The organism is Streptomyces sp. NPDC048269 (assembly GCF_040652395.1).
Classification (GTDB): Bacteria; Actinomycetota; Actinomycetes; order Streptomycetales; family Streptomycetaceae; genus Streptomyces.
Map to the genome: position 1 here is coordinate 1 of NZ_JBEZLW010000069.1, position 21,581 is coordinate 21,581.

Consider the following 21,581-nt stretch of genomic DNA (forward strand, 5'->3'; position numbering starts at 1 on the left):
CCGGTGAGGACGTACTTCAAATAAACCCTGCCGGAGGAGATGCGTCACGCCACTCGAATACGTGGCTGGACATCCAGCACCGATCTTGGTAAAAGCCTGTGGCATGGCGGCTCACCCGGCCGTAGCGGCGGTCGCGAGCATCCGGACGCGTTACATGGGTAGGGGCCCGGCATGAAAGACGAGGAGGGCCAGCAGTCAGAGGCCGACGCCCTGCTGAAGGGTTTGAGCGTGGACGACCGCCGGCCGGAGCAGCCCGTGCTGCTGGATTGGTCCGGCGCTCCGATCCGTACGTGGCAGGAGAACTACCCGTACGACCGCAAGATCAGGCGGGGGGAGTACGAGCGCAGCAAGCGGATCCTGCAGATCGAGCTCTTGAAGCTGCAGCACTGGGTCAAGGAAACCAGAGCCCGGCTGGTGGTGATCTGCGAGGGCAGGGACGCGGCGGGCAAGGGCGGCACGATCCAGCGCTTCACCGAGCGGCTCAACCCCCGTGGGGCACGGATCGTCGCTCTGGACAAGCCGACCGAGCGGGAAGAGGGACAGTGGTACTTCCAGCGGTACGTCGCACATCTGCCGGCAGCCGGTGAGATCGTCTTCTTCGACCGTTCCTGGTACAACCGCGCCGGCGTCGAGAAGGTCATGGGTTTTTGCACCCAGGAGCAGTACGAGCTGTTCCTGCAGCAGTGTCCGGCCTTCGAGGCGATGCTGGTGGAGGACGGGATCCTGCTGGTGAAGTTCTGGTTCTCGGTCTCCCGCACCGAGCAGCGCACCCGGTTCGCCATCCGCCAGGTCGATCCGGTGCGGCAGTGGAAGCTGACGCCCACGGACCTGGCCTCGTTGGACCTGTGGGACGCGTACACCAGCGCGAAGGTCGCGATGTTCCGTGCGACCGACACGGGCCATGCGCCATGGACGGTGGTCAAGAGCAACGACAAGCGGCGCGGCCGGCTGGAGGCGATCCGCAGCCTTCTGTGGCGCATCGACTACGACCGGAAGGACGAGGCGGCTGTGGGCCGCCCCGACCCCCTCATCGTCGGTGCCGCCGACACGCTCCTGGAGCCTGGTGAAGAACCCACCGACCTCTCACCCACCCCCCTGGCCGGCCCGCTCCTCGGCCCGGGCCTGCATCCCCGCCCACAGCACTCCGCGGAACCGCACTCATCAAGCCCGCATCCGCCTGGCTCCGGCCGACCCCGGCACTCCCGAGACGGGACCGGCAGCGGTCCGTGAACGGGAGAGCGGATGGCGCTCGCGCGATGCCCCCGGTGGTGCCCCGGCGGCGGAGCACGCTGACCCAGCGGCCGGACGCCCGGGCGGGTTCTCTCGACCCGCCCGTCGTCGTCGTGAATATGACACCCATCAGATGTGTCCGCTGTCGGTCCATGCACGGAGCTTCTCCGGGTTGCGGACCGCCCAGATGCGGCTGATGCGGCCGCCGGTGACAGCGAACGCAGCCACGGTCACGGGGACGCCGGTGTGCTGGGCAACGAGGCCCGGCCGGCCATTGACCGTCCGCTCCAGGAGCGTCAGTCCGGGGGCCTTACCGGCGATGTGGATCAGGTACTGGGCGATGTTCTGGCCGCCTTCGACCGGGCGCAGGGCGGTGCCGACGAGGCCGCCGCCGTCGGCGGTCATGGTGGCGTCGGGGTCGAGGAGAGAGACGAGGGCCTCGATGTCCTTGGACTCCCAGGCCTCTTTGAAATGCCGTACCACACCGGCCTGCCCGGCTGCCGGAGCCGACGGAGTCCGCCCGTCGCGGATGCGCCTGCGGCCCGAAGATGCCAGCTGTCGGCAGGCCGCGGGCGTCCGGCCGACGATCTCGGCAACCTCTGCAAAGGGGTACCGGAAGACGTCGTGGAGGATGAACGCCACGCGTTCGGCCGGCGTCATCGACTCCAGGACGACGAGGAAGGCCATGTTCACCGACTCGTCCAGAGTGATCCGGTCGGCGGGGTCGGCCGGCTCGGTCCTGCCGCCACCCGCCCGGCCGCTGATCCACTCCGTACGGTCGGGCAGCGGCTCGGGTATCCATGTGCCGACGTAGCGCTCGCGCCGGGCCCGCGCGGAGCCGAGCACGTCCAGGCAGACGCGGCTGGCCACCGTCGTCAGCCAGGCGCCGGGTGACGCGATGGTCTCCCGCTGCTGCTTCGACATCGCGTACCAGCGGGTGTAGGTCTCCTGCACGGCGTCCTCGGCCTCGGTCAGCGAACCGAGCAGCCGGTAGGCGAGATTGATCAGCTGGCGCCGCTCGCCGGCGATGGCACTCAGGTCCGCCTTGTGCTGGTTGTGCCCTGGCTCGGATGTGCTCATGGTCGCGAACGCTCCTGGTTCTTCTCGTGCGCTTCTGCTCTCGCCCCTTCGACGAAACACAGCACCGGACTGTGAGGCCGGCGCCTCGCTCACATTTCCGGGGCCTGCGTCGTCGGACTGCCGAGACACTACCGATCCACCGCCGCGAGGCAGATGAAGGGGACATCATGGCCGTACGGACGACACCGGCGACGACAACAGCACCGGCCCGATTCGCTTTCCTGCGCATCACGGTCGTCTTGCAGACCCTGGCCCTCCTCTTCCAGGCAGTCACCGCGGGACTGCTGCTGTCCTCGTCCCATGGCGAGGTCCTGCACAGCGTGGGAGCCCGCGTGATGTACGGCGCGTCGATGCTGTACGTGCTCGCCGCGATCCTCGCGTGGCGGCCGGGCGGCGGGTCGCCGCGCCCCATACTGCACGCGTCCGGCTTCCTCGCACTCGCGTCGGCGCAGGTGGCCCTCGGCATCGCGCACAAGCCGGCGCTCCATGTCCCCCTGGGTGTGCTGATGTTCGCCCTGAGCGTGCTGGCGCTGCGCCAGTCCCTCGTTGCCTCCCTCACGGACGTGTCACCGGGCCGGTCTCTCCGGCCGTGATCAGGACGGCAGAAGCTGCCGCGTCTCGACCGGCTCAGCGCCGACGAGTACGAGGAGAACCGGGCCCACCACAACCAGGCGACGACTGAACGCGGATGGCAGTTGGCCCAAGGTCCCGGGCCGGAAGTGGCACTACCACCTGGACCACTCCGTTCCTAGGCTGAACCGGTGACCAACAAAGTCGACTTCTACTTCGATCCCATCTGCCCGTTCGCCTGGATCACTTCCCGCTGGATGCTGGAGGTCGAGCGCCATCGCGAACTCGACCTCAACTTCCGTGTCATGAGCTTGTCCGTCCTGAACGAGGGCCGCGAAGGCCTCCCCGAGCGTTACCAGAGATTTCTGACCACGGGCTGGGGCCCGGTGCGTGTCTGCATCGCCGCAGCACAACACCACGGCGACCAAGTCCTTCGTGACCTCTACACCGCGCTCGGCACCCGCTTCCACAACGAGGACCGGGCCGCCGATGCCACCGCGATCAGGGAAGCCCTGGCCGAAGCCGGCCTTCCCGAAGACTTGGCGGACGCGGCCTCCGGCACCGAGTACGACGACGCATTGCGCAAGAGCCACCACGAGGGCATGGACCCCGTCGGCGAGGAGGTGGGAACACCCACCATCCACATCGACGGCACCGCCTTCTTCGGACCCGTCCTCACCTCGATACCCCGCGGCGCCGATGCGGTCCGTGTCTTCGACGGCGTCCGACTCCTCGCGGGGTACCCCAAGTTCTTCGAACTCAAGCGGACCCGGACAGGAACGCTCGACTTCACCTGAGCCCCCCGGAGCGGCCCCCTGTGGCTGGCTCACCCCGTGACCCCGGCCGGCAGCAGGCCCGAAGAACCGTTTCCCTGGACCGCCGATGCGGGGCGGAGGCTGGGGATCCAGATGATCGCTGCGCGTGAGAGAAGGCTGTCCGTCTCCCGTGAAGGAGAAAAGACAAAGGCAAGGAGGTGTCATCCACTCCTTGCCACTCTCAACTTATAGCGCACTGGGGGGCTTGCGGCAATACCCGGGTCCTCCCGCAGAATCATCGGCCGAGGCCAGAACCTGCGGAAATGGGAGTCGCGGAATGCGTGTGTTGTTGACGACGTGGGGATCACGCGGAGATGTCGAACCGCTGGTGGGACTGGCGGTGGAGTTGCGGGAACTCGGCGCGCAGGTGCGGGTGTGCGCGCCGCCGGACGAGGAGTTCGCGGCGCTGCTGGCACGTGTCGGCATGCCGCTGGTGCCGCTCGGCCCGACGGTGCGTTCGGTGGTTGCCGGCACGAAGCCACCGACGGCGGAAGACGCGTTCCGGCTCGCTCCCGAGCTGGTCGCCGCGCGGTTCGACACGCTCTCTGCGGCGGCCGAGGGATGTGACGCGCTGCTGGCAACCGGCTTGATGCCGGCCGGCGCACGGGACGTGGCCGAGAAGCTGGGCATCCGCTACGCGTACGCGTGCTTCCACATCTTCGGACTGCCGTCGCGGCACTTCTCTCCTGGGGCGCGGCCGGGCAGGCAATCCCCGCAGGACGAGACCGACAACCGGGTGCTGTGGGAGCAGGACGCCCAGAGGGTGAACGCGTTGTACGGCGAGGCGCTCAACAGCCATCGGGCGGCGATCGGCCTGCCGCCGGTGGACAGCGTCCGCGATTACGTCTTCACCGGCCGGCCGTGGCTGGCGGCAGACGCGACGCTCTGTCCGTCGCAAGGCATGACGGACCTCGACATCGTGCAGACCGGGGCGTGGATCCTGCCCGACGACCGTCCGCTCCCGAAAGGGCTGGAGGCGTTCCTGGACGCCGGCGCACCGCCGGTGTACGTGGGCTTCGGCAGCATGGCCGCGCACGCCCCGAAAGGCATCGCCCGGGTGGCCATTGAAGCGATCCGCGCGCAGGGCCGCCGGGTACTCCTCGCCCGCGGCTGGGCGGACCTGGCCCCGATCGACGACGTCGACGACTGCTTCGTCGTCGGCGAGGTCAACCAGCAGGCACTGTTCCGCCGGGTGGCCGCCGTCGTGCACCACGGCGGCGCGGGCACGACGACGACGGCAGCCCGGGCCGGCGCGCCTCAGGTGGTGGTCCCCCAGATCGCGGACCAGCCGTACTGGGCCGCCCGAGTGGCCGAGCTGGGCATCGGCTCGGCTCACGACGGTCGGACGCCGACCTTCGACTCCCTGTCCGCCGCGCTCACGGCGGCCCTGACGCCCGAGACCCGCGCACGGGCGACGGCCGTGGCCGGCACCATCCGCGGCGACGGGGCGACGGTGGCCGCGAAACTGCTGCTCGACGAGGTCAGCCGGGAAAGGCCGCCCGTGTCCCCGTGAACCACACGCGATCGTCGCGCCGGGCACCGCCGGGACAGCACCGGCTTCAGGGGTCATGGTGTGAAGAGTCCTGAGCGCGGGCACCGGCCCCCGAACGACCGGCCCGCGCCGGGCGTCGGCTCTGCGGCGTACGGCTACCAGTGCAAGGGACTCAGGCGGGCAGTCCTCGAACGAACCCCGCGACCAGCGTCGCCACCATTTCTGGAGCCTCCAGGTTCATGGGGTGGGTGGCGTCAATCCGGTCGACGCTGATCGTCGGCCGGGTGTGGGAGAGCGCGGCCAGTTCCTCGGAGACCCCTCGTGCGAAGCGGGCGCTGAATTCGCCGAACCACTCCATGCCAGGTGCGGGCGGCGGCCGCCGACCGGCCTGTACCAGCAGCACAGGGCAGTCGACGCCGTTCAGCCATGTGCTGACACCGAGCGCGCCGAGCGCGTGGAGTTCGTCCACGATCTCCAGCGCCTCCGCCCGTTCGGGCAGCGTCTGCCACGTGCCGTCGGGCAGCGGGCGTGCGGCCGCGCGGGCAGCGGCCTCCGCTCGGTCGGCGGGAATCCCGAGCCGGGCGCAGTTGACGACCTGCTGCTCGATGTACTCGGGCGGCGCTATGGCCCCGGCCGACGCCAGCAGCCCCGCACTCACCCGTTCAGCGCCGGGGTACTCGCGTCCCCACCAGAAGCCGTCGAGGTTCACGGCGGCGCGGGCACGGTCCGGGTTCGCCCGGGCGTACTCGACCGCGACCAGTCCGCCGAGGGAATGACCCACCACGACGGCCTCCGGCACGCCATGCGCGTCGAGGGTGTCCGCGATGTGCCGCACCACGCTGGGGATGGTCCAGGGGGATGTACGGGGAGAGCGGCCGTGCCCGGGGAGGTCGACGGCGAGGACACGGTGCCCGGCGGTGAGCAGGGCAGCCGCGGCGTCCCAGTCGTTGAGCGACCGGCCGTAGCCATGCAGGAGAACCAGTTGAGGGCCATCGCCCCCATAGTCATGAACATGTAGGAGTGTCATTGCGCTTCAATGTAGGGGGCACACAGCGCTTCGAACACCGAATTACGGACCTCCATCGACCTGACCGTCAGGGGGAGGCCGACGGCGTCCAGCCCGGATGACGCCCGCTCAGTCCGACCGCCCGGTCCAGCAGCGGGGCGTCGTCCGGTACGGGCACGACAGCGCCGAAGATGCCCCCGCCGCGGCTCTCGTCCTCGGCGGCCGCCAGCAGGAACGCGTGCGAGGCGCGCAGCGCGGCCTGATCGGGTGTGTACTCCTGACCGGTTGCCCGGGCCAGGTCCCAGCCGTGGATGACCAGTTCGTCGACAGCCACCGCAGCCGCGATTTCGCCGGGCAGGTCCACGCCGCCCGCGCGGGTCATGCCGGTCCAGGCGGCCGGGTCCCTCCAGGCTTCGGCCAGTTCGCCGAGGACGCGGGGCAGTTCCTCGCGCCAGTCTGCGGGCAGGGAGGGCGCGGCGGCGCCGGGGGCCGTGTCCGTCGTGGGGCCCAGGTCCTTGCGGGCGGCGTCGCGGAAGGCGACGGCGAGGCCTGCGAGGTGGCCGAGCAGATCGCTGACCGAGTAGGCGGGGCAGGGCGTCCGGTCGGCGAGCCGGGTGTCCTGGACGCCCTCCGCGAGACGGGCGACGATCCGGGCTTGTGGTCCGAGGTCGAGAGTCGTCGTGTCGGTCATCTGCCGCTCCTCCGGGACGATGGGTCTGAAGGGTAGACCGGGGGCGCAGCCCGTACTCATCGCTCGGCGGCTGGTCCGCTGCCGGCGGCCCGGTTCCATGACGCCGGGACACAGATCGACCCGTTGGACAAAGCGCCCCGGCCCGAGATCCGTCCCCCGGCCGCTCAGTCCATGTCGAGGTAGTAGACGCCCGCTGTCGCGTCCGCGAAGAGCGTGAACTGGACCTGAGCCCTGTCCGGGACGTCGCCGTCGCCGTCGCCGATGTTGTTGTCCATCTCGACCGGCTCGGCGCCGACGAGCACGAACTCGCCGTACCCATCGAAGTCACCGGGCCCGTCCGCGACACCCACATGGATCGGGGTCTCATCGGGAAGCGCAGAGAGAGCCTCACGCAGTCTTCCCGCGGTCCACACCTCAGGCTCATGCTCGAACGTGTCAGCCATGGCCCCGAGCGTAGGACGTGGGGACAACATCCCCCGGCATCGCCGCGCCGATCCCCCTTCTGTTACGGCTTCGGGCCGCCCTGGAGTACCGCCTCGATCTCGCCGGCGATATCGCCCCGACCGAGCTGCGCACTACGGAAGTCCTGTGTACGCGGCATGCGTAGCAACAGTTCGTACCCCACGTCGACGCGCACCCGTCCGGAGCGGAGCACGAAGTCGTAGGCGTGCCCCCCGCGTGTGCGGCAGCTGGAGAGGAAGTGCAGGTGGTATCCGGCTGCGGCCACCCCGAGCATGTGGGTGGGGCTGCGGAAACCGACGATGGTCCCGTGGAGCTCGGTGTGGGTCGAAATGACCTGCCCGGCCACCGCGTCGATCAGCCGGGGGTAGGGGCGGTGCTGTTCGGGGAGCATCCGGGTGACCATGTGGTCGAAGTGTCCGTCTACGCGGACCGCGTAGAACAGGTTGGGGCTCGGGATCCAGTTGTCGATCACCGTGCGCAGGCCTGCGGCGTCCACCGGCTCCGTCAGCCGCCAGTCGTGCTCGCCGTGGAAGTAGGTGACCGCCGCGAGGGGGGTTCGCGTGGCCGTGTCGGCTTCACCAGCGGTTCCGTCGGCGCGTAACCGATAGCACCGGCCATCGAGGAGGACGATCATCTCGCCGTCGAGCCGGTCGAAGGTTCCGATGCCGAAGTCTCCGTTGCGGCGGAGCTCGGCGACGGTCGTCGTGCCTTCGTAGACGCCTTCCAGCATGGCCGTCATGGTCGAGGTCTGAAAGATCCGCCCTCGGGGCCGTGTGCGTGCCCCCTGCTGCTCCGACGTGTCATGCGCAGTCGTGTCCGGTTCCGGCATGTCGCCCCCTTGAGTCCCCGTGAGTACGACGGTCGGCGGCGACCTCACTCCCCCGCCGGGCCTGCGTCCAGCACGCTAAGGAACCAACAGGGCCGTCACAACGGCGCGTACGTGGTCGCGCGTTGTCACACGGCAGTGCACCGGACCTGCGCCCGCCGTGCGACACACCCTCGCGCCCCGTCCGTTGGGCCCTACGGTCGGGGGTGGAAGAACTGATCCGCTCTCCGACCCGCGGGGCGAGCAGGGCCGCCGGGTGGCCCTGGGCCCCCGACCCGGCACTTCCGGGCCGGGCCGCCGGCGCTTTCAGAACGTGTTGCGGCGGCGCATTCTCAGTGGACGTCCGTCGGGGTCGACCAGGACGTGGTGCAGCGGAGTCGCGAGCAGCCTCTTCGTCGTGGGCAGGTCCGGCGGAACGTACCGGCGCAGACGGCCCGGCGGCCGTGGACCGCGGCAGCCGCCCTCGTGCCAGGCGTCCAGGGCGGCGGCGGTCTCCTCGAAGGCGTCGAATGCGGTCACCGGGTCGCACAGCGCTTCCTGCGCCCGCTGCCCCGCCCCGTCCGGTGCGTCCAGGTGTTCGCGCATGAGCTCCAGGCGCAGCTCGCGGGCGAAGACGCGCGCGCCGTCGCCGAGACCTCCTGGGTCGGACGGCCGCCGCAGGTCGGGGCTCTGGTCGAGCACGACGCAGCTGAGTTCCGAATCGTGCGTCCACGAGCGGAGGTTGATGTTGTCGGAGCCGACGGAGGCCCACACGTCGTCGATCACGCACACCTTGGCGTGCACGTAGACGGGAGTTCCGGCTGGATTCTCCAGGCCGTACACCGCCACGCGGTCACCGCCGGCCCGGCGTAGTTCGTCCAGGGCCGTGATCCGCCCGATCAGGTTCATCGGCAGGGTGAGCCCGCCGTCCTGCTCCGGGACCGAGGGGATGACACCGATCAGTCGCAGCTGCTGATGCATCCTCAGAGCCCGGGCGAAACAGGCCACCACCCGGGGGGACCACAGGTACTGGTCCTCGAGGTAGATGAGTGCCCGGGCTCGCTGCAACGCTTTGAGATAACCCCGTGCGATGCTGCGCTCACCGTCGGGTGCGAAGGGGTAGCCGTGCAGCAGACGGTTCGGATAGGTGCGCAGGACCTGCACGGCGTGCGTGCCGCAGGGGACCGGGTCGGCAGCCTGCGGCGGCAGGCTGTCCGCGTGGGTGTCCTCGCGGCGCACCAGTTCGCGCAGGCGGGCGAGGGGGCTGCGGCTGAGGGGCGCCGGGTCCTGCCAGCGTTCGCGGAACACGGTCTCGACGTCGCCGACCGCCGGTCCGCGGAGAGCGAGTTGCAGGTCGTGCCACGGCGGGTGCGGCCCGTACGCGGACGCCATGGACACCGACTGGCGGTCGCCACGGTGGGTGGCGTCGTCGTTGCGGTTGTGGCAGAGGTCGATGCCGCCGACGTACGCGACGTCCAGCTCCGGGCGGCCGGGGTGGCGCAGTACGACCATCTTCTGGTGGTGTGAACCGCCGGGCCGCACCCGCAGGTCGAGCAGGCACTCGCCGCCTGCCTCCTCGATTTCCTCGCCGAGGTGGCGGTTCTCCTCTTCGCTGAATTGGAGGCTGTCCAGGTGCGAGCGCCACAGCAGCCCCTTGACGATGACGCCGCGCTCCGCGGCCCGGCACAGGACGGCACCGATTTCGGTACCGCTGCCGTCGAGCCGCTCGTCGGGATCGCCGCGCCAGTCGGTGAACAGGAGCAGGTCGCCCGCGTGCATCGCGCGGATCCCCGCCAGGAGCTCCGCGAAGTACACGGATCCGTGGACCAGCGCCCGTACGCGGTTTCCCTCGGACCAGGCCGCCCCGTCCGGGTGGCGCTCGTCCAGGCGCGTCGCGGTGTTGCCCCGTTCTCCTGCTGTCAGCAGCCACTCTGCGCGCGTCACGGCATCGGTCCTCCAGTCCTCCGGCTGGCGCCTACCCACCGCATGCCTCCTCACGCGCGCGGGGTCGACCGAGACCTGGTCGGGGCCCACGTCCGGAACCCCCGTTCCGCGCCCCGGGGATGTCACCCCGGGGATGTACGGGCGCCGCCGATCTACATCCCCGAGCCGATGGCAGCCGCTCGCGCCCGGCATAGCGTTCGAGTCATCGGCCCGCACCGGGCCGAATGCCACGAGAGACATCCATGGAGACAATTCGATGCGACGACGCTTGTTCCTGGTCGGTGCCGCAGTTGCCACGGCTCTGGCGGGCACGTTCTCCACCACGACCGCCCATGCCGACACCCGCCCCGTACAACCCCCCGGGACCGCACTCGTGCTGCCCGCGCCGTCCGGGCACCACCCGGTCGGCAGAACCACCATCCACCTGAAGGACGAGCACCGGGCCGACCCGTGGGTCCCCTCGGAGAAGCGGGAGCTGATGATCTCCCTCTGGTACCCGGCGGGCAAGCCCTCGGACACGCCCGCGCCCTACATGACGGCCGAGGAATCCAAGCAGTACGTGGCGGCCACCGGCCTGGACCTGCCGGGCGACCTGTTCGCCGACGTGACGACCCACTCCACGGTGGACGCCACGCCGTCCAGGGTCCACGGCGGGCTGCCGCTCGTCATCCTGTCACCGGGCTTCGGCATGCCGCGCGCCACCCTCACCGGCCTCGCCGAGGAGTTCGCAGCCCGCGGCTACGCCGTCGCCGGCATCGGACACAACTACGAGGCGGACGGCATCTCGTTCCCCGACGGGCACACCACCTCCTGCCTGGCGTGCGTGGACAAGGACTACCCCAAGGTCGGCGCCGTCCGCGCCGAGGACATCTCCTTCGTACTCGACGAGCTCACCGGCGCGCGGCCGGCCTGGAAGCGCGGCGTACCCATCGACCCCGACCGCGTCGCCGTCGTGGGGCACTCGGCCGGCGGTTTCAGCACGATCCCGGCCATGCTGCGTGACCTGCGGGTCAAGGCGGCGGTCAACATGGACGGCAACTTCCGGTTCCCGAACGACACTCCCCTGGACCGGCCGTTCCTGATGCTGGGCCAGCCCAGCCACATACCCGACGGTACCGACCCGACCTGGGACGAGACCTGGACCGAACTGACCGGATGGAAGCGCTGGCTGAGCGTCGCCGACACCGGCCACTTGTCCTTCACCGACCTGGCACCCCTGGCCAAGCAGCTCGGCATGCCGCTCCAACGGCTGGACGGTGACCGAGCCGACCTCATCACCAGGACCTACGTGACGGCGTTCGTCGACACCCATCTGCGCGGACGGAACGCCCCGTTGCTGGACGGCCCTGCAGCACGCTTTCCGGAAGTGCGCTTCCATCGTCCCTAGGAGACCCGAGGTGTGCTCGTGCCGCGTGGCTCGGTTTGCTCGATGTCGAGCTGGTGGTCGGCCCAGATGTAGCTTTCGGGAAGCAGGTCGGTGATGGAGACGGTCCGGAGGCGATCGCCTGCCCCGACGATGACCTTCAGGGCCGGGAAGTAGTCGACAAGGACCTGGCGGCACCGTCCGCACGGGGGAACGACCCCCCGGTCGCGGTCGCCCACGGCGACGATCGTGTCCAGCTCGTAGGCGCCCTGGGCGGCTGCCGCGCCGATGAGAACCAGCTCGGCGCAGGGGCCCCCCGTGAAGTGGTAGGCGTTCATCGCAGTGACGATCCGGCCGTCCTGGGCGCGGGCTGCGGCCGCCATGGTGTGGTTGTCGCCCCGGCAGCGAGTGCTCGCTACGTGCGCCGCGGTCCGGATGAGTTCGTGGTCGACATGGTTCTTCTGCGCGGTCATCTTCTCTGCCTCCGTAAGGTGTCAGGCGACGTTGCCCGGTGTGACGGTTGCACGCAAGCGCATATCCGCTTCCACCCGATCCGAGTGGTCCACCACGGCATCGTCGAGGTCAGGATCGGGCACCGCTCACCCCAGGCAGCCTCGGCGGCTTCTCCACGCCCGTACCGCGCAGAGCCGCGTCGGCGGACGGCTCCGTGCCGATACGGCCTGCCCGGACTGCGCCTGCCGCGGAGCGGACCTACGCTGATCAGGTGACCGGCTGCGCCGGAGGCCGCGCGACTCCTGATGCCATCCGGAGCCGGCCGGAGAGAGGTGATGCCCGATGTCTGCACCCCGGGCAGCCGCAGCCAGGTGCGCGACTGTCGGAACTGCCTGCTTGTTGATCTTCGCGGGCGCGGGCGCTGCCAGGGCCGATGACAACGGCATCGCCGACAAGGGCGCCCAGGCCATCGCGGACGCCGCGCGCGAGGCCATGGCCGGGGTCACGTCCATGCGCATGGCGGCCAAGGTGACCGACGAATCGGGAACCACCGCTCTCGATCTCCGATTCGACGAGACGGGCAACTGCGTCGGCACCGTCACGCCTCCCGGAAATTCGGGCATGGCCGACATCATCAAACGCGGCAGCGACGTGTGGATGAAGCTCGACGATGCCCTTCTTCGAGCCCAAGTACCACGGGCAGCGGCCGAGGACGCGATCGAGCTCATCAACGGCCGCTATCTGCACGGCACTACGGGCAGCTCCCTGTTGCGCGACTTCGCCCGATTCTGTGACCTGGACTTCTTCAAAGAGCAGTTCTCTTCGAAACCGGTGAACGAACAGCTGGCCAAGGGCTCGCGGACCACCGTCGGCGGCCGTCCGGCCATCACGGTCACGAGCCGGCGCGACGGAGAGAAGGGCACGTACCAGGTCTCCACCGAGGACAAGCCGTACCTCCTGCAGATCCAAGGCACCGATACGTCCGGCGAGCGGGTGGAGGCCGCCTTCTCCGCCTTCGACGAGCCCGTCTCAGCCAAGCCCCCCGCGCCCGCCGACTCGGTCGACCTGTCCCAGCTCCAGTAGCCCGGACACGGACAGCATGCGGGGCCCCGGTCCCGGCCCACCCTGCAGACCCCCGCGCCGGGGTCGGTGCCGGAACGGGTCCGCGCACCCGCATGCCGCGGGCGCCCGGACCCTCGGCACGGCTGCGGAACGGCCCGCGCGGCCGCCCGCTACGGCGCGCAGCGGTAGGTGAACTCCACAGCCGCCGACGTGCGCCGGGTCGGTTCCATCAACTCCAGCTGCGCCTTGGCCGGGTAGTTACCGGCACCCTGGAAGGTCCACAGCAGGTGGAGCCTGGCTTCCTGCCGGCCGCGGGGGACCCGCTCGGTCAGCGGGTCGGAACGGGTGCCGTCACTGCGGATCCACCGGTAGGTCAAGGTCCCCGGGCGGCCGTTCGTGCGGACGACGGCCACGACGTCGGCGGCGCCGCCACAGGCCGGCCCTGCCGGATCGGTGGTCACGGCCACGTCCCGTACGGCGATGCCGGGGCCGTAACGCTGCCAGCCGAGGCACGCGAGGACGGCGACCAGAACGGCCGCGGCGAGCGCGTACCGCCGCAGGCCCCCGCGCCGCCGGGAGGGCGCGGGCCCCGGCACCACCGGGAACGGTGCCACGGCGGCGGCGGTGACCCCGGGCCCGAAGCGCAGTACGGAGCCGTCGACCCGGTCGGGGGCCACGTCGGCCCGGTCGGGCGGTCCACTGATCCAGTGGCTGCCGAGGACGGTGGCGCTGTAGTCGTCGTCGCTCATCGGATCTCACACCGCTTGATCAGGATCTGCTGGACGGCGGCCCCGTTGCCCGCCGAGGGCGTGGTCGTGGCGCGCACGCCCCAGTAGCAGCCCGTGCCCGAGAAACTGAGGGTCCTGGACGTCGCCGCCGTGGAGGAGGGGAAGGTCATGGAGCCCTCGGACGCGCCGAGCGTGCCCCGTGCGTCGCTGCTGAACCACTCCAGCCGGACGGTCGCCGGGCCGGACGCGTCGACGGAGAGCGACACCAGCGCCGCCTTGAAGTCGGTCTGCCGGAAGGAGGTCACGGTCACCGCCTTGACCTTCACCGCAGGGGACGGGGCGGGAGTGGTCGGCGATGGCGTCGGCGGTGGCGTGCCCGTGGGCGCCGTGTTCGCCGAGGAGCTAGGGCCGGGCGTCGCGGACGTGCTCGCGGACGCGGAGGCCGAGGCGGAGGTGGACGGCGAAGCCGAGGCCGACGGGGACGGCGACCCGGAGGTCGAGCCCGACGCCGACGCCGACGGGACCGGGCCGTTCGCCGGCGGAGCCGCGCTGGTCGTCGCGAACGCGCTCAGCGCCGCCGCTCCGCCCGTCCGCTCCAGGGCCGCAGCCTGTGTGAAGAGCAGCGCCAGGCCCAGTACCAGCGCCACGCCGGCGCCCAGCCAGCCGCGCCGCCCGGGAGCCCACAGCGAGGTCGTGGCGAAGGCCGTGGCGGACGCGGTGGAGCCGCCCGCCGACGGGAACAGCAGCGGCAGCAGCGCTGCCAGCGCCGCCAGCTTGCGCTGGCCGCGCTCCTCCCAGTCCGGGCCGTACGCCGCGCGTGCCACGCCCTCCAGCTCGGCCACGAACGCCTCGGCGGTCTCCGGTCGCTCCTCCGGCTGCTTCGCCAGGCCCCGGCGGATCAGCGGGCGCACCGCCTCCGGCGCCTCGGACTCGGGGACCGGGGCCTCGATGTGCTGCAGCGCCAGCTCCGCGAAGTTCTCCCCGGCGTACGGCTTGCGCCCGGTGAGGCACTCGAAGAAGGTGGCCGTCGCCGCGTACACGTCGGCCGCCGGGGAGGCCGGCAGGCCCTGCCACTGTTCCGGCGCCATGTACGCCGGCGTACCCGCCACGCCCGGCGTGGCGCCGTGGTCCGCAGCGATGCCGAAGTCGACCAGTTTGGACGAGCCGTCGGCGGCGACCAGGACGTTCTCCGGCTTGTAGTCGCGGTGGACGACCCCTGCCCGGTGTGCGGCCGCCAGTCCCAGCAGGGAGCCCTTGAGCACGACCAGGGCCGCCTCGGGGTCGGTCTGTCCCGCCTGCGAGAGCAGCGCGCGCAGGGCGATGCCGTCGACCAGCTCCATCACGATGGCGGCGCCGTCGGGCGCCTCGACGTACTCGTACAGCCCGACGACGTACGGCGATTGCAGCCCGCCCAGCAGCCGGGCTTCCGCCCGGAACCCCCGTACGAATGCCGAATCGCGGCGCAAGCTGTCACTGAGGTACTTGACCGCGACCGCCGTGCCCGTGCCGTCGTGTACGGCGAGCACGACCCGGCCACTGGCGCCCGAGCCGAGTTCTCTGGCCTCCGTGTAACCGGGGACCACCCACGCCTTCATCTTTCCGTCCCCCCTGATGTGCGTCTTCACCCCCTCCGGACACGGACGAGCCGTGGCCGTTTCCGACCGTGTGGTCCGCTCAGGCGGCGGCGCCCGGCCCGTTCCGCGCAGACCGGAGCGCGCCGCCGCTGGGCGGCCGCCCGTCCGAAGGCGGGGCCGTCGATGGGGGTGTCGTATGCGTCAAACCGTGCCGCGCTGTCGCGCAGGCCGTCGCGCAGTGCCGGGCACGGTGCCCGGTCTGCAGCGGGGTCATAATAGGGCCCGCCGCCGACACCCGGTGTGGAGGGTCCCCGGCGCCGGATGCGGCCGGTGGGGAAATGGGATCCGGCCACCGCAGGCCCGTTGGGCTGCCGGTCTTCCCGCCCACCCGCCCGGCCCCCGCAGGCCTCTCCGATCCGCGTGCCGCAGCCGGCAACTCAGCTGACCCCAAGGGGATTTGACGCACTCGAACTTTCAGCGGTTCGCTTCTCGCCGTCGGGGTCACCACAGGCCGGCGGGAAGTGATTCCTACTGCGAGCGCAACCGCACCGCGGCTCGCTCATTGCCGGTCCGTCGATACCAAGGGCCAGATCATCGTCCACGTGACGTCCGGGACTCACCCTCGTCGCGCCTCGCCGTACTGCTCAGGTCGGAGTGCCCCCAGCCGGAAATCATCATCAGGGCGCACCGGTCGCAAGAAGGGCGCCGCCATGATGTCCGTCATGGCATCAGAACTAGGAACCCTCGCCCAGCAGACCGCGGACCGGCTGGCTGAGCAGCACGTCGGCGTAGTGGTGGCCGCGGTGGCGGAAGACGTCGTGGAAATCCGGGGTGCCGGACGCACCGGCGCGGACCACAGCCGTGCCCCCGGCCCCGGCACCCTGTTCGAGATCGGCTCGGTGACCAAGCCGTTCACCGCCCTGGCCCTGGCGCGCTTGGCGTCCGCCGGCACGGTGGGCCTGGACGAACCGCTCGGCGATCTACTGCCCGACGGGACGGCCGTACCGTCACGGGACGGCCGGCAGATATCCCTGCAGCATCTGGCCACCCACACCTCCGGCCTGCCGCGACTGCCCCGAGGCATGCTGCTCCAGGCTCTGCTGCGCCCGTCGAAGCCGGATCCGTACGCCGACTGCACGGCCGAAGCCCTCTTGTCCGGGCTGGCCAGGACGCGCCTGGGAGCCGCGCCGGGGAAACGGTTCCGCTATTCCAACCTCGGAGCCGGGCTGCTCGGGCTGGCCCTGGCCCGCCGGGCCGGCACGGAGTACGAAACCCTCATCACACGCGAGATTTGCGCCCCGTTGGGCATGACCGACACCGTGGTGACGGTGGACGACACCCGCTCGGGCCGTTCTGCGCAGGGCCACGGCCGCCGCGGGCGGCCCGCCGCACCGTGGCACCTCGCCGACCTGGCGGGAGCGGGCGGCCTGTGGTCGACCGCGACCGACCTGGTGGCCTTCGTACGGGCCCAGCTGGACGGCGGTCCCCCAGGGCTCGCCGAGGCGATCCGCCTGAGCCGTGCGGTCGAGCACCGTACGAGCCCCTTCGCCTGGGTGCACCTCGGCTGGATGGCCCACCGCCTCCACCCCCGGCAGGGCGCCCACCTCCAGATCTGGCACAACGGAGGGACCGGGGGCTTCGCCTCCTTCGTGGGCTTCGACCCGGAGAAGCGGCTCGCCGTCATCGTCCTCGGCAACACCCAGCGCCCGGTGGACGGCCCCGCCTTCGACCTCCTGCGCACCCTGCAGGCGGAGCGTACGGCCAGGCCGGACTGACACGGCTCGGCTCGGCTCGGGCTCCGGCTCCCCCGGCGTGCTACTGGTCGCCGGAAGCGTTCTCTGCCGTCTGGAGGGCCTGGTTGGCGATGGTGATGGCTTCTTGGTCGTGACCCGCCGCTTTTGCCGTCTGGGCCTGGCTGAGGGAGACGCGGAGCAGCTCGACGGTGTGTTCCGGCAGAGCGTTCGACGCCACGACGTCTTCCAGTTTCCGGATGGCGTCGGTGGCCAGGTCCTCGGACATGGGGCCGTCTCCTCTGTCATCGATCAAGGACGTGCGACGCTATCAGGCGTCGGCGGACGGGCGGCGGACCGCAACGAGTGTGCGCGTCACGTCATCGTCCGTCGCCGACCAGTTGCTCACCGAGCCGCGCACGTCCTGGTGATCGGCGGGGGCCTAGCGGGCAGTACGACCGCAGTACCCGTCGATGGGCACAGCGCGGTGCTCGGCTACCCGCTCACGTGCCGGCACCCGGGTCTGAGCACATTCAGGTGTACGCCGACAGGTACCGCTGATGGTGCGGACGCGGCACGACGTCGGCTTCGGTGGCGTCGCCGCGTCTGGTCTTGAACCAGCTCTGCCGGACGGCGACCTCGCCGTCGTGGACCACCCCGTCGGGCAGCTGCTCCGCTCCAGGGGCCGGCTCCGGGCCGCCCGCCAGGACACCGGGTCCGGGGACGGACTCGGCGGCCTGGGCGAGCATCGGCTCGAAGCGCGGGGTCAGGGCCACTCGGGGCTGGGCCTCCTTCCCCACCTGCTTCGAGCCTGGCAGTGACAGCCTTCCCGGCCGGACGGGGCGCGGCTCGCCCGATGCGCCAGAAAGCCCTGCTGCGTCAGGCTTCAGGGTGGGCAGCCTTCTGCGGCGCCTCCGGCAGCCGGGCTCGGCACTCAGCCTCGCTCTCCCGCCACGGCCACTGGCGAGCGCTGTGCGTCATGGTGGCCACGGCCGCTCGTAGGCTCGGTCCGTGACCGACAACGAGATCAAGCTCAAGGCCATTGCGGCGCTGACCGCTCTGCGCGGAGGTGTCGACGAGGGCCTCGTCTCCGACCTGCTCGGGGAGGTGATCCCCGGGCAGTTCCTGGTACCGGTCGGGGCCCCTCCGGAAGAGGTCGGCGGTGCCGTACTGGACCAGCTGTCCGCGCCGCTGAGCGCCCTGGTCAGCGGGTTCATCGCTGCCTTCGAAGCCGTCGCCGACGCGTACGACGGGACGGGCTTCGAACCGGATACCGAGGTGATTCTCCAGGAGCTGGCCCTCCGCCTCGCTCGTGACGACTCCGACTGAAGGCAGCGAGCGGTCGCGTACCGCGCCGCGAAAGCAGCCCTTGTCCGGGGGACGTAGGGCCGTTGGGGTGGCAACTGTGTGGCGGGGGCGTAGTCCCCTGCTGCGCAGGCTGCCGAAGCGGGCAGGAATGGCGAGGAGATTTCCATTTCCCTGCAGGTGAGGAGCTGATGTCCCGTGCTCGAGCGCACCCGGCGCAAGAAGCGCACCGAGATCACGTTCGTCCTGCCCGCCGGCCATCCCGCGGGTGAGGTCAGCGTGGTCGGCGACTTCAACGACTGGCAGCCCGGCGCCCATCCTCTGGTCGAGCGCCCGGACGGGACCCGCGCGGTCACCGTCAGCTTCTCGGCAGACGAGCGGCACGGCTTCCGTTACCTCGCTCATGGCGGTCACTGGCTCGACGAGGAGGAAGCGGACGGTCACGACGGCCGGAACAGCCTCCTGCACACCTGAGACGCCCCACGCGAGCGGCGCCGGCCCTGCCCCGCCTCGCCGGTCCCGCCAGCTGAGAGGCGGAGACACGAAGCGAGGCTGAGCTGCTCGCCAGGGTGCCGGCTGCGGGCGCGAGTGCTGTCAGCCGGACGGTGCAGCAGGACGGCCCCTTCGGGGAATACCGGCCGGACGGGCGGGGCAGGCGAGGCCGCGGCGGGCACCTATGACGTGCTCTGCCGGGGCCGGCCGCACCGACACCGGCCCAGCCACGCACGCACACACGCGCACGATCAGGAGGCCAGCATGTCGCAGGTCAAGGAATCCATCGAGGTCAACGTCCCCATCCGGGCCGCGTACGACCAGTGGACACAGTTCGAGTCGTTCCCGGAGTTCATGGACAGCGTCGAGCGGATCGAACAACGCACGGACACACTCACCCACTGGGTGACGAAGATCGGCGGCGTGAAGCGGGAGTTCGACGCGGAGATCACCGAGCAGATCCCCGACCACAAGGTCGCCTGGGTGACCGTCGGCGGCGAGAGCGAGCAGTCGGGCCTGGTCACCTTCCAGCCCATCGACCCCTCCCACACCCAGGTCACGCTCATGATGGATTTCGACCCGGAGGGCATGGCGGAGAACATCGGTGACAAGCTCGGCTTCGTCGACCGCCAGGTCAAGGGCGACCTGAAGCGCTTCAAGCACTTCATCGAGGACCGTGGCTCGGCCACCGGAGAATGGCGCGGACAGGTCTGACCGCTCCCCCGAGGAACCGGCCGCCACAGCGGCACGGCAGGGCGGCCGCCGGTGTGCCGGCGGCCGCCCTGCGACGTGACTTGACCAGAGTCTTCAGCCGGCCAGGGCGACCAGCCTTCGGTAGTCCAACTGGTCCGTCCGCCTCGCCGTGAGATGGACGTGAACGTCCGTGAGGAACTCCTTCAGGTCGGTGTAGCCGGCCGTGTAGGACTCCTCCTGCCAATCGCCACCCGACGGCACCCACAAGATCAATAGCGGTTCATGCCTGCGCATGCCCTCCCGTGTCGCGAAGTACAGCTCGTGAACGACCAGGCGCGCCTCATCCGGCGGCAGGGCCTGGAGCAGCTCGTCATGGGTCAGGTTGCCCTCCAACTCGACTACAAGGCCACACGGCGAGCCCGTGCAGCGGAGGATCACGGTATTCACCTCACGTCTGTCCCTCAGGTGCCGCAGAGCGTCGACACCTTCTGGTGACAGGTCGGTCGAACTCCTCACGTGGGTCTCGCTTCCGTCGCGGGCAAGGACCTGAAGTTCAACGACGCAGGCCCTACCGAGTTGTGGCAGGCGCGCACTCAAAGCCTGCAGAGGTTCCGCCGGCTGCGTCGCGGGAGGACAACGAGCGAGGAGGGCGCCGGGCGGGCGCCCTGGCCGGCGCGTCAGGTGTTGAGCACGATGGCGTAGACGAGGAAGAAGAGTGCACACGCCAGTGCCAGCACAACGATCACGACGATCGGGCCCTTGGCCCAGCCCCGCTTCACGGGCCGGTACGGGCCGGCGCCGGAAGCGGTGCTCGCCTCGGCGGGGGGAGTCTCGCCCGGCGGCACTCCCCCGCCGGCCTCGAGTCCGGGTGTGTTGCGCGGGTCCGGGTCCGGGTTGGAGACGCTCATGGTTCTCAGTCCTCTGGCTCGACGGTCCGGCACTCTGCGCGACAGGACGCCGCCCGTGTACTGACCGGCCTGAATCGTGCCGCGGTGTGTGCCTCTGGCTTCGTCCTTTCAGTCCGTCGGCAGGCCCCTACCCCGGGTCCGCGCCCGGACACACGACCGGCCGAGGTCCGGGACCGATCAGTGGGGGCATGCTCACCGACCGTGACCTCGCCGTCATACAGGTGCTGGGGCGCGGGGCAGGACCCCGGCAGCTGCACGCTCGGCGAACCGTGCGGCGAGAGACGGTAACGTGCCCAGCTCGTTACGCGGACGGCGCTGCCGCCCGCGCCGCGCCCTCCGTACGCCCGTGCCCCCCGCCTGCCGCCCTGGCCGACGCCGGCCTGAAGCCGGAGGCCGCCCGCCCTCCCAGGGAAGGCGCCGGTGTCCGCCGGACCGGCCCTAATCCCCCGAGAAACCGAAGATTCCCAGGTGGGTCGGCCTGTCATCGGAGTGGAGGACGACGTAATAGCCGGTCCACCGCATCTGACACTCGCCGAGTAGGCTCCGTTCGTACTCCTCAGGGCTCGCAGCTTCACCGGCAGCTGCGATGAGCTCCTCGTACCGCTCGACCGTTGGGCGGTCCGTGCCGAAGTGGTGCAGCACGCGGCTGAGTGCCAGAGGGCGCAGGGTGCTGTAGTCAGCGCCATCGGACCGCCTCGGCCGGGCATCTGTGGCAACAACCCTGTCGATGTCGAGGACCGTGTGGGTGCCCTGTGTCCCCATGAACTCCTCGTCCTCGTAGAGGTCCTCGAGGCTTCGGTAGCGGGCACCGTCGCCGTACTCCTCCTGAAACACCCTGGCCTGCAAAGTCGCCAAGGCCGCCTTGACATCGCCGTCGTAGCTGGTGACGTAGTCCCATCCGCTGGCACCCATCGAGCCGCCCTCCCTGAAGATCGCGAATGGCCGAACCGTAGCGGTGGGGACTGACAACAACGCGCCTCGGTGCCGGGCTCGGGGCGGCTTCCCGGATTGAGCTGTCCAGAGGGGGTCGACTGCATCCCTACCGATGGACCGACCACACCGTCGCGCGCGTGCAGGGCGCCTTGTCACACGCCTGTGACAGTCGGCGGACACTCTCGCGACGTCGCTCAGCCAGTCTCTTAATAGAGACAAAACGGGCATTAAGCCCACTGCTTCCG

General features: G+C 70.5%; 24 protein-coding genes. 10 read left to right on the top strand and 14 right to left on the bottom strand.

Annotated features, from left to right (window positions below):
* Nucleotides 1-171: 171 nt before the first annotated feature.
* Entirely contained in the window at nt 172-1,230 is a 1,059-nt protein-coding gene (ppk2, locus tag AB0D48_RS35100) for a polyphosphate kinase 2 (RefSeq protein WP_362406621.1), read from the top strand.
* Between the two features lie 129 nt (nt 1,231-1,359).
* Here the strand turns inward: ppk2 and sigJ are convergent, their stop codons facing one another.
* Complete coding sequence (gene sigJ, locus AB0D48_RS35105; RefSeq protein ID WP_362406624.1) at nt 1,360-2,310, bottom strand: RNA polymerase sigma factor SigJ; 951 nt, start codon at nt 2,308-2,310, stop codon at nt 1,360-1,362.
* Nucleotides 2,311-2,477: 167 nt separating this feature from the next.
* Between sigJ and AB0D48_RS35110 the strand changes: the two genes are divergently transcribed.
* The 3 genes from AB0D48_RS35110 to AB0D48_RS35120 all read left to right on the top strand — a co-directional run bounded on the left by AB0D48_RS35110 (nt 2,478) and on the right by AB0D48_RS35120 (nt 5,208).
* Nucleotides 2,478-2,903 carry a hypothetical protein gene (locus AB0D48_RS35110; RefSeq protein WP_362406627.1) on the top strand — a complete coding sequence of 142 codons (426 nt, stop codon included), beginning with the start codon at nt 2,478-2,480 and terminating at the stop codon, nt 2,901-2,903.
* 168 nt (nt 2,904-3,071) lie between these two features.
* A complete protein-coding gene (locus AB0D48_RS35115; protein WP_362406630.1) occupies nt 3,072-3,677 on the top strand; it encodes a disulfide bond formation protein DsbA in 606 nt (201 codons plus the stop codon).
* Nucleotides 3,678-3,972: 295 nt separating this feature from the next.
* A complete protein-coding gene (locus AB0D48_RS35120) occupies nt 3,973-5,208 on the top strand; it encodes a glycosyltransferase (RefSeq protein ID WP_362406633.1) in 1,236 nt (411 codons plus the stop codon).
* Nucleotides 5,209-5,359: 151 nt separating this feature from the next.
* On the opposite strand, the gene AB0D48_RS35125 is transcribed toward AB0D48_RS35120, so the two are convergent.
* The 5 genes from AB0D48_RS35125 to AB0D48_RS35145 form a co-directional block, all read right to left on the bottom strand.
* Complete coding sequence (locus tag AB0D48_RS35125) at nt 5,360-6,214, bottom strand: alpha/beta hydrolase (RefSeq protein ID WP_362406636.1); 855 nt, start codon at nt 6,212-6,214, stop codon at nt 5,360-5,362.
* A 67-nt stretch (nt 6,215-6,281) separates the two neighbouring features.
* Nucleotides 6,282-6,884, bottom strand: coding sequence for a TIGR03086 family metal-binding protein (locus tag AB0D48_RS35130; RefSeq protein WP_362406639.1), 603 nt, complete (start codon nt 6,882-6,884; stop codon nt 6,282-6,284).
* 164 nt (nt 6,885-7,048) lie between these two features.
* A complete protein-coding gene (locus AB0D48_RS35135; RefSeq protein ID WP_362406642.1) occupies nt 7,049-7,327 on the bottom strand; it encodes a DUF6225 family protein in 279 nt (92 codons plus the stop codon).
* A 62-nt stretch (nt 7,328-7,389) separates the two neighbouring features.
* Complete coding sequence (budA, locus tag AB0D48_RS35140) at nt 7,390-8,175, bottom strand: acetolactate decarboxylase (RefSeq protein WP_362406645.1); 786 nt, start codon at nt 8,173-8,175, stop codon at nt 7,390-7,392.
* A 303-nt stretch (nt 8,176-8,478) separates the two neighbouring features.
* Nucleotides 8,479-10,095, bottom strand: a complete 1,617-nt coding sequence (locus tag AB0D48_RS35145; protein WP_362406648.1) for a phospholipase D family protein — start codon at nt 10,093-10,095, stop codon at nt 8,479-8,481.
* 256 nt (nt 10,096-10,351) lie between these two features.
* Between AB0D48_RS35145 and AB0D48_RS35150 the strand changes: the two genes are divergently transcribed.
* Nucleotides 10,352-11,482 carry an alpha/beta fold hydrolase gene (locus tag AB0D48_RS35150; protein WP_362406651.1) on the top strand — a complete coding sequence of 377 codons (1,131 nt, stop codon included), beginning with the start codon at nt 10,352-10,354 and terminating at the stop codon, nt 11,480-11,482.
* Here the strand turns inward: AB0D48_RS35150 and AB0D48_RS35155 are convergent.
* Nucleotides 11,479-11,931: a cytidine deaminase gene (locus AB0D48_RS35155; RefSeq protein ID WP_362406654.1), complete on the bottom strand. Its 453-nt coding sequence runs from the start codon at nt 11,929-11,931 to the stop codon at nt 11,479-11,481. The two genes, AB0D48_RS35150 and AB0D48_RS35155, sit on opposite strands and share 4 nt — an antisense overlap.
* A 376-nt stretch (nt 11,932-12,307) precedes the next feature.
* Between AB0D48_RS35155 and AB0D48_RS35160 the strand changes: the two genes are divergently transcribed.
* Nucleotides 12,308-12,994, top strand: coding sequence for a hypothetical protein (locus AB0D48_RS35160; protein ID WP_362406657.1), 687 nt, complete (start codon nt 12,308-12,310; stop codon nt 12,992-12,994).
* Nucleotides 12,995-13,143: 149 nt separating this feature from the next.
* Here AB0D48_RS35160 and AB0D48_RS35165 read toward each other — a convergent pair whose 3' ends face one another.
* Nucleotides 13,144-13,722 carry a hypothetical protein gene (locus AB0D48_RS35165; protein WP_362406660.1) on the bottom strand — a complete coding sequence of 193 codons (579 nt, stop codon included), beginning with the start codon at nt 13,720-13,722 and terminating at the stop codon, nt 13,144-13,146.
* Complete coding sequence (locus tag AB0D48_RS35170; RefSeq protein ID WP_362406663.1) at nt 13,719-15,296, bottom strand: serine/threonine-protein kinase; 1,578 nt, start codon at nt 15,294-15,296, stop codon at nt 13,719-13,721. Before AB0D48_RS35170 ends, AB0D48_RS35165 begins: the two co-directional genes overlap by 4 nt.
* Nucleotides 15,297-15,997: 701 nt before the next feature.
* On the opposite strand from AB0D48_RS35170, the gene AB0D48_RS35175 reads away from it, so the two are divergent.
* Nucleotides 15,998-17,050, top strand: a complete 1,053-nt coding sequence (locus AB0D48_RS35175) for a serine hydrolase domain-containing protein (RefSeq protein ID WP_362406666.1) — start codon at nt 15,998-16,000, stop codon at nt 17,048-17,050.
* A 40-nt stretch (nt 17,051-17,090) separates the two neighbouring features.
* Here the strand turns inward: AB0D48_RS35175 and AB0D48_RS35180 are convergent, their stop codons facing one another.
* Nucleotides 17,091-17,294 carry a hypothetical protein gene (locus tag AB0D48_RS35180; protein ID WP_362406669.1) on the bottom strand — a complete coding sequence of 68 codons (204 nt, stop codon included), beginning with the start codon at nt 17,292-17,294 and terminating at the stop codon, nt 17,091-17,093.
* A gap of 244 nt (nt 17,295-17,538) precedes the next feature.
* Entirely contained in the window at nt 17,539-17,781 is a 243-nt protein-coding gene (locus AB0D48_RS35185) for a hypothetical protein (RefSeq protein WP_362406671.1), read from the bottom strand.
* A 235-nt stretch (nt 17,782-18,016) separates the two neighbouring features.
* Between AB0D48_RS35185 and AB0D48_RS35190 the strand changes: the two genes are divergently transcribed.
* The 3 genes from AB0D48_RS35190 to AB0D48_RS35200 all read left to right on the top strand — a co-directional run bounded on the left by AB0D48_RS35190 (nt 18,017) and on the right by AB0D48_RS35200 (nt 19,516).
* Nucleotides 18,017-18,334, top strand: coding sequence for a hypothetical protein (locus AB0D48_RS35190; RefSeq protein WP_362406674.1), 318 nt, complete (start codon nt 18,017-18,019; stop codon nt 18,332-18,334).
* 174 nt (nt 18,335-18,508) lie between these two features.
* On the top strand, nt 18,509-18,784 hold the full coding sequence (locus AB0D48_RS35195) for an isoamylase early set domain-containing protein (RefSeq protein ID WP_362406677.1): 276 nt from the start codon (nt 18,509-18,511) through the stop codon (nt 18,782-18,784).
* Between the two features lie 282 nt (nt 18,785-19,066).
* Entirely contained in the window at nt 19,067-19,516 is a 450-nt protein-coding gene (locus tag AB0D48_RS35200) for an SRPBCC family protein (protein ID WP_362406679.1), read from the top strand.
* A gap of 93 nt (nt 19,517-19,609) precedes the next feature.
* Here AB0D48_RS35200 and AB0D48_RS35205 read toward each other — a convergent pair whose 3' ends face one another.
* The 3 genes from AB0D48_RS35205 to AB0D48_RS35215 all read right to left on the bottom strand — a co-directional run bounded on the left by AB0D48_RS35205 (nt 19,610) and on the right by AB0D48_RS35215 (nt 21,315).
* Complete coding sequence (locus AB0D48_RS35205; protein ID WP_362406682.1) at nt 19,610-20,011, bottom strand: hypothetical protein; 402 nt, start codon at nt 20,009-20,011, stop codon at nt 19,610-19,612.
* Between the two features lie 161 nt (nt 20,012-20,172).
* Nucleotides 20,173-20,403: a DUF6480 family protein gene (locus AB0D48_RS35210; RefSeq protein WP_362406685.1), complete on the bottom strand. Its 231-nt coding sequence runs from the start codon at nt 20,401-20,403 to the stop codon at nt 20,173-20,175.
* A 438-nt stretch (nt 20,404-20,841) separates the two neighbouring features.
* On the bottom strand, nt 20,842-21,315 hold the full coding sequence (locus AB0D48_RS35215) for a hypothetical protein (RefSeq protein WP_362406688.1): 474 nt from the start codon (nt 21,313-21,315) through the stop codon (nt 20,842-20,844).
* Nucleotides 21,316-21,581 lie beyond the last annotated feature (266 nt).

What these genes read in the sequence shown, in the direction of transcription:
- ppk2 (WP_362406621.1), top strand. Translation starts at nt 172, where the DNA reads ATGAAAGACGAGGAGGGCCAGCAGTCAGAGGCCGACGCCCTGCTGAAG.
- sigJ (WP_362406624.1), bottom strand. Translation starts at nt 2,310, where the DNA reads ATGAGCACATCCGAGCCAGGGCACAACCAGCACAAGGCGGACCTGAGT.
- AB0D48_RS35110 (WP_362406627.1), top strand. Translation starts at nt 2,478, where the DNA reads ATGGCCGTACGGACGACACCGGCGACGACAACAGCACCGGCCCGATTC.
- AB0D48_RS35120 (WP_362406633.1), top strand. Translation starts at nt 3,973, where the DNA reads ATGCGTGTGTTGTTGACGACGTGGGGATCACGCGGAGATGTCGAACCG.
- AB0D48_RS35125 (WP_362406636.1), bottom strand. Translation starts at nt 6,214, where the DNA reads ATGACACTCCTACATGTTCATGACTATGGGGGCGATGGCCCTCAACTG.
- AB0D48_RS35130 (WP_362406639.1), bottom strand. Translation starts at nt 6,884, where the DNA reads ATGACCGACACGACGACTCTCGACCTCGGACCACAAGCCCGGATCGTC.
- AB0D48_RS35135 (WP_362406642.1), bottom strand. Translation starts at nt 7,327, where the DNA reads ATGGCTGACACGTTCGAGCATGAGCCTGAGGTGTGGACCGCGGGAAGA.
- budA (WP_362406645.1), bottom strand. Translation starts at nt 8,175, where the DNA reads ATGCCGGAACCGGACACGACTGCGCATGACACGTCGGAGCAGCAGGGG.
- AB0D48_RS35150 (WP_362406651.1), top strand. Translation starts at nt 10,352, where the DNA reads ATGCGACGACGCTTGTTCCTGGTCGGTGCCGCAGTTGCCACGGCTCTG.
- AB0D48_RS35155 (WP_362406654.1), bottom strand. Translation starts at nt 11,931, where the DNA reads ATGACCGCGCAGAAGAACCATGTCGACCACGAACTCATCCGGACCGCG.
- AB0D48_RS35165 (WP_362406660.1), bottom strand. Translation starts at nt 13,722, where the DNA reads ATGAGCGACGACGACTACAGCGCCACCGTCCTCGGCAGCCACTGGATC.
- AB0D48_RS35170 (WP_362406663.1), bottom strand. Translation starts at nt 15,296, where the DNA reads ATGAAGGCGTGGGTGGTCCCCGGTTACACGGAGGCCAGAGAACTCGGC.
- AB0D48_RS35175 (WP_362406666.1), top strand. Translation starts at nt 15,998, where the DNA reads ATGGCATCAGAACTAGGAACCCTCGCCCAGCAGACCGCGGACCGGCTG.
- AB0D48_RS35180 (WP_362406669.1), bottom strand. Translation starts at nt 17,294, where the DNA reads ATGTCCGAGGACCTGGCCACCGACGCCATCCGGAAACTGGAAGACGTC.
- AB0D48_RS35200 (WP_362406679.1), top strand. Translation starts at nt 19,067, where the DNA reads ATGTCGCAGGTCAAGGAATCCATCGAGGTCAACGTCCCCATCCGGGCC.
- AB0D48_RS35210 (WP_362406685.1), bottom strand. Translation starts at nt 20,403, where the DNA reads ATGAGCGTCTCCAACCCGGACCCGGACCCGCGCAACACACCCGGACTC.
- AB0D48_RS35215 (WP_362406688.1), bottom strand. Translation starts at nt 21,315, where the DNA reads ATGGGTGCCAGCGGATGGGACTACGTCACCAGCTACGACGGCGATGTC.